The organism is Sphingomonas sp. (assembly GCF_019749955.1).
Lineage (GTDB): Bacteria > Pseudomonadota > Alphaproteobacteria > Sphingomonadales > Sphingomonadaceae > Sphingomonas.
Map to the genome: position 1 here is coordinate 1 of NZ_JAIEPC010000038.1, position 9,605 is coordinate 9,605.

The 9,605-nt window shown below is 64.3% G+C and carries 7 protein-coding genes; 1 reads left to right on the top strand and 6 read right to left on the bottom strand.

From position 1 onward, the window contains the following. Window positions 1-34 precede the first annotated feature (34 nt). A complete protein-coding gene (locus K2W81_RS09810) occupies window positions 35-1,213 on the top strand; it encodes an SET domain-containing protein (RefSeq protein WP_294103810.1) in 1,179 nt (392 codons plus the stop codon). A gap of 14 nt (window positions 1,214-1,227) precedes the next feature. On the opposite strand, the gene K2W81_RS09815 is transcribed toward K2W81_RS09810, so the two are convergent. The 6 genes from K2W81_RS09815 to K2W81_RS09840 form a co-directional block, all read right to left on the bottom strand. Next, the gene (locus tag K2W81_RS09815; protein ID WP_294103796.1) at window positions 1,228-2,376 is read right to left on the bottom strand and encodes an AAA family ATPase; all 1,149 of its coding nucleotides are present in this window, start codon (window positions 2,374-2,376) and stop codon (window positions 1,228-1,230) included. Between the two features lie 123 nt (window positions 2,377-2,499). Continuing rightward, on the bottom strand, window positions 2,500-3,624 hold the full coding sequence (locus tag K2W81_RS09820; RefSeq protein WP_294103799.1) for a hypothetical protein: 1,125 nt from the start codon (window positions 3,622-3,624) through the stop codon (window positions 2,500-2,502). A gap of 364 nt (window positions 3,625-3,988) precedes the next feature. Continuing rightward, window positions 3,989-5,845, bottom strand: coding sequence for a CHASE4 domain-containing protein (locus tag K2W81_RS09825; protein WP_294103802.1), 1,857 nt, complete (start codon window positions 5,843-5,845; stop codon window positions 3,989-3,991). After that, the gene (locus tag K2W81_RS09830; RefSeq protein WP_294103804.1) at window positions 5,845-7,743 is read right to left on the bottom strand and encodes an EAL domain-containing protein; all 1,899 of its coding nucleotides are present in this window, start codon (window positions 7,741-7,743) and stop codon (window positions 5,845-5,847) included. Before K2W81_RS09830 ends, K2W81_RS09825 begins: the two co-directional genes overlap by 1 nt. Before the next feature lie 57 nt (window positions 7,744-7,800). Then, window positions 7,801-8,676 carry an ROK family protein gene (locus K2W81_RS09835; protein WP_294103806.1) on the bottom strand — a complete coding sequence of 292 codons (876 nt, stop codon included), beginning with the start codon at window positions 8,674-8,676 and terminating at the stop codon, window positions 7,801-7,803. A 2-nt stretch (window positions 8,677-8,678) separates the two neighbouring features. Next, window positions 8,679-9,605, bottom strand: a 927-nt coding sequence (locus K2W81_RS09840; protein ID WP_294103808.1) for an isomerizing glutamine--fructose-6-phosphate transaminase, incomplete at its 5' end; no start/stop codon positions are given.

Here is a 9,605-nt window from a genome sequence, read left to right on the forward strand (position 1 = left end):
CGATCGGTTAAGCGTGGTTAACCATAACCGACCCATGGCACACGGGGTGACGCCGATTACGCTCTGGTTCCTGATCGCCATCGCGGCCAATTTCACGGGATACGTCGTCTATCTGACGGGCCTGCGCCGCCAACTCGTCCAGCCGAACCGCGCGTCATGGCTGATCTGGAGCGCGGCGACGCTCGTCGAAGCAAGCACCTATGCTGCCGTCAATCCGGGGGCGGCGCAGAGCATCGTCTTCCTGATCTCGTCAGCGGCGTGCCTGATCGTCACGCTTGGCATCTGGCGGCAATCGGCGTGGAGTCCGCCGTCGAAAAGCGAGACGATCTGCATGATCGCCTGCCTCGGTGCGCTGCTGTTGTGGCTCGCGTTCCGCTCAGCCTTCTGGGCGCATATGCTGGTGGTGGCCGCCGTGCCGATCAGCTTCTGGCCGACATGGGAAAGCGTGCGGCAGGACCGCGCACGCGAACGATCGCCCGCCTGGGGGCTGTGGACGATCGGCGACCTCGCGACGTTGCTGGTCGCCGCGCGCAGTGAGGACATCAACCTCGCGGGCTATGCCTATATTTTCGTCGAAGTGGCGTGCCATGCGAGCGTCTGGTTCATGATTGGCCTTGCGACGATCAACCCGCTGCGCTCGCTCGGGTTTCGCAACGGGCGCTTCTATGTGCTCGATGCTTACCGCCCGGCGGCGAACCTGTTTTCGGTCGGCGAGAGCCATCTCGGCAAGGCGGTTTATGCCGCCGTCGCATTCGCTGAAGGCGATCCGATCGTCAAATTCACCGGGCGCCGCTTCCGTGCCGATCAAGTGCCGAGCGTGATGCGCGGGGGTAGTGACCGCTTCGTCCAGGTGACGCCCGACCATTATATGGGCCCGTCGAACCGCATCGACGATCTGATCAACCATAGCTGCGCGCCCAATGCGGGGCTGCGCTTCACTGATGAGGGCGTGGTGCTGGTCGCGATCAAGCCGATCACGCCGGGGGAGGAAATCGCCTGGGATTATTCAACCACGCTCACGCAATCGAACTGGCACATGATCTGCCAGTGCAAGAGTCCCGAGTGCCGCCGCGTGATCGGCAATTTCGAGACTTTGAGTCCCGAACGCCAGGAATGGTTCCGCGCGCGCAATCTGGTCGCGCCGTATCTGCGGCGGCGCGATGATGTGGCGCCGGTGGAGGTGGCGGCGCAGGTGGTGTTGAAGACGGGGTAGGGGGCGATGCCGGATTATCGCGAAGGCCATTTCCAGCTCGAATAATCGTTGGGGGAAGCAATCGTCTCACCCAATTCCTTTCGAAGCTCGATCAAATTGCTGTCGGGATATTGTCCCAGCGCGTCCACCAATCTGGACGAGTGCGAGACGACTATGATCTGACATTGCTCCGACGCCTTGGTGAGGAGCCGCGCGAGCGGATCGAGCAGGTCGGGATGCAAACTTGCTTCAGGCTCGTTCAGGATCATCAGCTCTGGCGGGCGCGGTGAGAGCAAGGCCGCGGTCAACAGCACATAGCGAAGTGTGCCGTCCGAAAGCTCCGAAGCGGCGAGTGGGCGAAGCAGGCCATATTGGCGCATCTCCACTTCGAACCGTTCGCCGACCGACAGGACGGCGCCATCGAAGGCATCTGCAATCGTCGCCTCGAGCGTATCGGCATCCCCGATCTCGAGAATGGTTTGGATGGCCGCGCCAATATCCGACCCGTCGCCGGAAAGGACGGGCGTGAACGTGCCAATTTGGGGGCGCCTGGCGGGCGCATCACGGTCCGTGCGCAAATCGTCGTAGAAGCGCCACGCCCGCATCCGCTCGCGTAGCAGCAACAGTTCCAGGCCGTCGGCGGCGTCGGCGCAGTGCGTCATCATGCTGTCGAAAGCAGCCAGAGAACTGAAGCTTTCGCGCCACGAACCGGTGTCGCTGCTGCGCACGCGGACAAACTGTCCACGCCGCTCGGCAACCAAGTTCGCCCGTCCGAGGACCGGTCCTGTCCAGATTGCTTCGACCTTGATCTCGGGGTCTTGACCGAACCGCGAGCCTGAGTTGGTCGGCAGGCCCAAATCAATCGCGTATCCGAAATCGTCGGAGGAGAAGCCCAGTTTCAGGCTGATGGGCCCCGATCTTACGGTGCCTTGGACGGGATAGGTTCCACTCCGCATCGCTTGGCTGAACTTCTCTGGGCCAGCCCAGAGCGTTGAAGTCAGGCCGCCTTCGGCGGCAAGCGACGCGACGGCGCGGCCTTGGGCCACCTCCGAAAGCAGCCGGAGCGCTCGGTAGAGGCTCGACTTGCCGCTGCCGTTAGGTCCGGTAATGACATTGAGCCGCGCCAATGGGAGCGTCACTTCCCGGAGCGAGCGGTATCCCGATACGGCGAGGCAATTGATCACACTGGCATTTCTAGCTGGGGACGCGCCTGCTTGCTACTTCTTCTGTCACCTAGTTTGCGCAGGCGCAGGCGCGAGCAAATGGCGGGCGGCGGCTGGTGGGGGGTGGGCCGCCGCCCGCGTCGCTCAGGCGATGGCGATCGCGCTGCTGAGCGAAGCCAGATCGGCGACTGCCGAACCGTCAAAGGCAAAGGGTTCAGGTACGAAGGCAAATGCTGCCGCGTTGACCGGCAGGGCGGCCGGCGGCGCGACGAAGAAGCTCAGGTCGTCGAACCCGAAATAGTCGCTGGTCGCCGCGTTGCCATCATTGGCATTGAATTCGAGCCGGTGCAGCCCGGCGAATTCGCCGTTGGTGAAGGCGGTAAAGTCCGCGACGCCGGGGTTCGCCGTGATGTGCAGCTCGCGCACCAATTGCGTGCCCGCTTCATCGGCATAGCCACGAATGGTAATGTCGAGCCCGGAACGGAACGCTGAAGCGAAGGCACCGCCGAGGAAGCTGAACTGGCTCGAATTGGTGATGACGACCGGCGATCCGGCAGGATTGGCATAGCCGGAGACTTCGTTGTTGTTCGCTTCGGCGATGAAGGCGAGGTTCGGCCCAGAGCTGGTCGTATAGCCAGGGATGCCGCCATCGGGGCGATAGACGCCGGTCTCGCTGAAGGTGAAGCCCTGATAGGTGGTGATCGGAGTCTCGCCACCGGCCCCGAGCGTGATGTCGTCGAAGTTGAGCACCACCGTGCTGGTGTCGCTGAACGTCAGATCGTCGATGCCGAAATAATCGGACGTTGCATCATTGCCGTCATTGGCGCTGAACTCGACGCGGTGCGCGCCAAGGAAGGTGCCGAAATCGAGGCCGCCGAGGAAAGAGACACCCTGCTGCTCGGCGGGCCCGACGATGACGGTCTTTTGCCCGATAACATGCGCGCCGCCCTCATCGGCATAGGCGCGGATCGTTACCGTGAGGCCGGGGCGGAAGGCCGAGGAGATGTCGAGCGATTCGAGGTTGAAGGCGGCGCTGCGGGTGATCGTCAGCGGCGTGCCGCGGGCGGCGTCCTCATAGCCGCCGATCTCGCTCGTGCCGGCTTCGGCAATGAAGAGGATGTTCTGCCCGGATGTCGCGACATAGCCGGGGATCGCGCCGTTCGGATTATAGACACCGGCCTGAAGCCAGTTGAAGCCGCCAAATCCATTGGCAAGCCGCTGTTCGCCGCCCTCGGCGAGCGTGATTTCATCGAAATTGAGCGTAGGCATGGGTGCTATCCTTTCATGGCTCCTGGGGGTTCAGTCACAGGCGCGCAAAAACAAAGCCTAAATGACGGCCTCGAATGCTCACGACAATGATCTGAATAGTTCAGTACTGAAGACTTTACTATAAACTCGCGATAACAACCTCCCGTCCGCAGCGAAGCTACGGATCAAAGGAATTTGTCATCACAAGTGCACTGTTCATGTTCGAACATGCGTGACGGATATCGGTTTCGTCACGTGAACGAACCTCTACCAACTAACATGATCAGACGATTTACCAATGCCGTCAGACTGCTTCGCCGCAAAATCCGACAAAAGCGCGGGTGGCTACGTCAAGGCTTGGAAAATTCTGTGCGGGATGCGGTGGTCAGGCGGCGGCGCGGGTTGTCTGAGCGGGCGCGGCTTTCAACGTCAGCGTCGCCGTCGCGCCGTGGCCCTTGCCGTCGCTGTCGAGCCGTAGCGCCCCCTCCATCGCGTTCATCGAATTGGCGCACCAGTGGAGGCCAAGCCCGCCCGATTTGTGCTGGCGCGTCGAATAGCCGCGCTGGAACAAGGTCGCGCCGACTTCGGGCGAAAAGCCTTCGCCGTCGTCGCGGATGACGATCTTCACGACGCCCGCATCCTCGCTGACGACGACGCGGATGCTGCCCGAGCCGGTGCCCTTGGCGGCAATCGCTTCGGCGGCATTGCCGAACAAATTGCCGATCACCTGGCTCAGGATGATGCGATTGGCCATCACCGGCCATGGCCGTGCCGGGAAGTCGAACGCGATCGTGGTTTCGCCCGAATAGCGCGCGATCGTCGCATTCTGCGCGATCAGATCGGTGACGTCGCAGGTGTCGAGCGGCGGGCGCTCGTGCGCTTGCGCCTGCTGGGTGCCGATGATTTCGAGCACATGCTGCATCGCCTCGCGCCCGGTCTTGAGTTGGCGCGCGCGGTCGTCGCGGGCGGCGTCTTCGGCTTGAATCGCGGCGGCGACGAAGGCGGCAAGCTTTTGGCGGCGCGCAGGCGGAATGTCGTCGCGCGCCAGTTCGCCGAGCGCACGGTCGATCATCGCCTTGTCGGCCGGCGGGGCATCGGCAAGCCCGCGCGACAGGATCGTGCTGATCGGGTTGAGCGCGTTGCGGACATTGTGCATCACCGCGACCGCGCTTTCGGTCTTGCCGAGCGCGAAACTCTGCACTTCCAATTGCTCACGCAGATCCTTTAATTGTCGCAGCATCTTGTTGAAACTGCGTCCCAAGGAACCGATTTCGTCGCGGCGATTCTCCTCGCCCTGGAGCAGCGAGAGCGAGCCCGACGCGGTCACGATCTGCATGTGTCGCTCGACGCGGTTGAGCGGTGCCAGCACCAGCCGGGCAATCGTGCGGCTGAGCACGATCAACAGCACCATCAGCAGCACCGTTGACCCAACGATTGCCAGCACGAGCATCCGCGTCCCAAGCGTCGACACATCGCGGGGCACGGTGAAGCTTACGCTCGCCACCGCATGGCCGTCCGGCCCGAGGATCGGCACACCGATCGTCATCGTGCTGCGGCTGGGCTTGAGCGCGGGGCGGTCGGCTTGGGCCGGGTCGAGGCGCGCGCCGATCTGAAGCAGCTTCGAGAGCTGTTGCGAGGTGATCTGGCGCACCATCAGCACATAGCCGCGCGGCGCACCGCTGCCGTCGGAGCGGCGTACTTGCGCAACGCCGACCGCCGCCACGATATCGCCGACGCGCGCGTAAAAGGCCGTCGAGTTGCCCGTGCCCAGCGCGCGCTTGAAATCGATCTGGCGGATCCGGTCGATGAGCTGCGCGCGCATCGCGGGCCGGTCGGTCTGGCGCGCAAGGTCGAGCCAGCGCGCGATCACGATGCGACCGTCATTGCCGACATAGGCCATGCCGTTGACGTTCAGATTGGCCATCGCCAGCGTCGAAAAGCTTTCCAGTTCGAACGCGCGGGTGGGATGACCCATATAGTCGTAAGACGAATTCCAGTCGCCATAGTCGCGCACGGCGGTTTCGACCTTGGCGATATTCTCGTTAAGCGCCGCGCGGGTTCGGCCGACATGCGCGTCGACCGAGGCCGCTTCGAGCTGGTTGAAGCTCGGCGTGATAACGGCGGCCAGCAGCAAGGTGATCGCAATCGAGCCGAGCAGCCCGACTCCGGTCAGGATGAAGAGCAGCTTGGCGCCGAGCGAGCCCGGACGCCGCAGCCGCGCGTCGAGCCATGCGCGGGCCATCAGCCGTGGGTCCCGTTCCCCTGGAGCAGGGCAGGGCCGTCGCCCGGATCATCCTTGCCCTCGACGCTGCCCATCGCGGCCATCGCGCGCGCGGCTTCGGCATCGACGGGCCGCGAGAAATAATAGCCCTGAAGGTGCGACGCGCCGGCGAGGCGCAGCGCTTGCACTTGCGCATCGGTCTCGACGCCCTCGGCGATGACGCCAAGGCCAAGCGCGCGACCCAAATGGATGATCGAATGGACGATTGCCGCGCTCTCGCGCTCACGGCCCATGCCGTCGATGAAGCTCTTGTCGATCTTCAGGCAATCGAGCGCGAATTTGCGGATGTTGTAGAGCGACGAATAGCCCGTGCCGAAATCGTCGAGCGCAATACGGAAACCCATCTGGCGCAGGCGATAGAGCGTCTCGGCGGCGCGATCGGCATCGTCGAAAATCGCGGTTTCGGTGATTTCGATCTGGACACGGCCCGGCTCGACCCCTGCGCGCTGGACGCATTCGACGAGGTGCGCGACGAAATTGTGGCGGCGGAACTGACGCGGGCTGAAATTGATCGAGACATATTGCCCCGGCCAATTATGCAGCTCGGCGAGCGCGGTTTCGATCACCCAGTCGCCGAGTTCGTGGATCAGGTTTGATTCCTCGGCAATCGGGATGAACATCGCGGGTGAAATCGCGCCATATTCGGGCGAGAACCAGCGCAGCAGCCCTTCGAAGCCGACGATCTCCAGCCCGTCGCGCGCGACGATCGGCTGATAGGCGAGCTTCAACTCACCGCGCGCGATGGCCTGGCTCAGACCGCCTTCGATCTGGCGGCGGAATTTGATGCTGTCATCCATGCTTTCGTCATAGGCGCGCACGATGCCGCGCCCGGCGCGCTTGGCTTCGTTGAGCGCCAGATCGGCGCGGCGCATCACGTCGACCGGATCGCGCACGGGTTCGGCTTCGGTGACGATCACGCCGATCGACGCGCCCGCCTGCACTGAATGGCCGATCAGGTTGAGCGTGACGGTCATCTTGCGCAACATCAGTTCGCACGCCTGAACGGCGGCTTCTTCGCCGGGCGTGTCGAACAAAATGCCGAATTCATCGCCGCCCAGCCGCGCGACGACACCGCCTTCGGGCACCGCTGCGCTCAGCAACAGATAAACCGAGCGGATCATCTCGTCGCCCGCGAGATGGCCAAGCGTGTCGTTGACGAGCTTGAAGCGATCGAGATCGAGCATCGCCGCGGCAAAGCGTTCGCGGCCACGCGCCCGTTCGGTCAGCGCGCGCAGGAAGGCGAGGCGATTGGGCGCTTCGGTGAGCGAGTCATGCGTCGCCATATGCACGGCCTTGCTCTCGTTCGCAGCGAGTTCGCGGCCCTGTTCCTCAAGCATGACGATCTGGTCGGCGAGCTGCGCGCGGGCGGCAGCGAGTTCGAGATCGATCTGCCAGCGCTTGGCGAGCGCGGTCGCGGTCTGGACGATTTCGTCGACTTCGAACGGCTTGGCGATGTAGAAAATCTTGTCCGCAGGCCCCGCAACCTTGGCGATTTCGATCGGCGAGAAGTCCGAATAGCCGGTGACGATGACGAGGTTGATGTCGGGATCGAGCGCGCGGATGCGCTTGGCGGTCTCGCGCCCGTCGATGCCCGGCGGCATGCGGATGTCGATGAACGCGACCGCGAAGGGGTTGCCGTCGGCAAGTGCCTTTTCGACTTCGCCGACGCCGTCGAGGCCCTGCATGGCGTGGGTGAGCGCGAAATCGGGCGCGTCATCAGCGGAGGCGGGCGCAGGGGCGTCGTCGTCGCCGAACAATTCGGCCGCCATCGCGTCGAGCGACCCGCCGCTGGCGGGCGCGAAACACTGGCGATAGCTGTCGTGCATCGCCGGTTCGTCGTCGATAATCAGAATCCGCACCGGGCAACTCCCCTCAATAATCTTAACGATCATGCGGGGAGCGTGGTTAAGGAAGCGTTAGAGCGCGGCCTGCCCAAGCAAGATTGCGCCGAGCGGCCCCGCTCGGTCGCCGAGCGCGGCGGGGACGATGAAAGCGTCGAGATCACCGAGCAGCGCCAGGTTGCCATAGCTGCCGAGACTGTCGACCAGCGCAGCGCGGACGCGGGGCAGCAGATGCGGCGTGCCAACCGCGACGCCGCCGCCGAAGACGATCCGGCGCGGCACGCCCGTCAGCACCAAGATGTGGCATAGCTGGGCGATGGCATCGGCCACGGACACCCAGGCGAGATCGTCGGCGGCGAGTTGATCGCCGGGCTTGCCTGCACGGGCCGCGATGGCAGGGCCCGAGGCGAGCCCCTCGACGCAATCGCCGTGGAAGCTGCACATGCCCGGGAAGACGTCCCCCGCCAGCCGTCGCGGGCGGATATGGCCAAGCTCGGCATGGGTGAGGCCCGACAGCGGCTTGCCGTCCGCGATCAGCCCGACACCAACCCCGGTGCCGATCGTGACATAGGCAAGGTCGGCCAGCCCCTGCGCCGCGCCCCAGCGCGCTTCGGCGAGCGCGGCTCCCACGACATCGGTATCGAACCCGACCGGCACGTCGTAGCGCGCGGCGAGGCGCGGGGCGATGTCGGTGCCTGACCAGCCCGGCTTGGTGGTCGCGGTGATATGCCCCCAATCGGGCGCCGTGCGATCAATCCCGACGGGGCCGAAACTCGGGATGCCGAGTGCGACAAACCCACGCCAGCCGTCGAGCACTGCTTCAATCGCCGTCAGCGTTTCAGCGGGCGAGGTCGTCGGCACGCGCTCGATAACACGCACATCGTCGGGGCCAGTGCCGAGAATGCACACGCATTTGGTGCCCCCGAGCTCGACCCCGGCGACGAGCGGCATGCTCACTCGACGGTGACCGACTTGGCCAGATTACGCGGCTGGTCGACATCGGTGCCTTTGAACACCGCGACATGATAGGCGAGCAGCTGGATCGGCACCGCATAGACGAGCGGCGCGATCAGCGGGTGGACCTTGGGCATTTCGATCGTTGCGATCGTGTTTTCGCCCGCCTGCGCAATGCCGTCGGCGTCGGAAATCAGCACCACTTGCGCGCCGCGCGCCTGCGCTTCCTGCATGTTGCTGACGGTCTTGTCGAACAGCGGGCCGGAGGGCGCGATCACGATCAGCGGCACGCTGTCGTCGATCAGCGCGATCGGGCCGTGTTTCATTTCGCCCGACGCATAGCCCTCGGCATGGATATAGCTGATTTCCTTCAGCTTGAGTGCGCCTTCGAGGGCCATCGGGTATTCCGGCCCGCGGCCAAGATACAGCACGTCGCGCGCCGCCGCGATCTTTGGCGCCAATGCTTCGATTTCCTCGTCATGCGCCAGCGCCGCGCTAATCGACTCGGGGACGCTTTGGAGCTGGGCAACGATCTCGCTTTCGGCCTCGGGCGTCAGCCGCCCCTTGGCGCGCGCGAGATTGACCGCGAGCGCCGCCATCACCGCGAGCTGGCAGGTGAACGCCTTGGTCGAGGCAACCCCGATCTCGGGGCCGGCATGCGTTGGCATCAACAGATCGACCTCGCGCGCCATCGAGCTGGTCGGCACGTTGATGATCCCCGCCGTCGTCAGCCCCGCCGCCTTCATGTGGCGGAGCGCGGCCAGCGTGTCGGCGGTCTCGCCCGATTGCGAGACGACGACGCCGAGCTGGCCTGCGGTGAGGACGGGGTCGCGGTAGCGGAATTCGCTCGCGACATCGACTTCGACGGGGATGCGCGCGAGGCTTTCGATCCAGTATTTGCCGATCATGCCGACATAGGATGCGGT

Bases quoted from the DNA above. Each gene is read 5' to 3' on its own strand.
- K2W81_RS09825 (WP_294103802.1), bottom strand. From the start codon at position 5,845: ATGGCCCGCGCATGGCTCGACGCGCGGCTGCGGCGTCCGGGCTCGCTC.
- K2W81_RS09835 (WP_294103806.1), bottom strand. From the start codon at position 8,676: ATGCCGCTCGTCGCCGGGGTCGAGCTCGGGGGCACCAAATGCGTGTGC.
- K2W81_RS09810 (WP_294103810.1), top strand. From the start codon at position 35: ATGGCACACGGGGTGACGCCGATTACGCTCTGGTTCCTGATCGCCATC.
- K2W81_RS09820 (WP_294103799.1), bottom strand. From the start codon at position 3,624: ATGCCTACGCTCAATTTCGATGAAATCACGCTCGCCGAGGGCGGCGAA.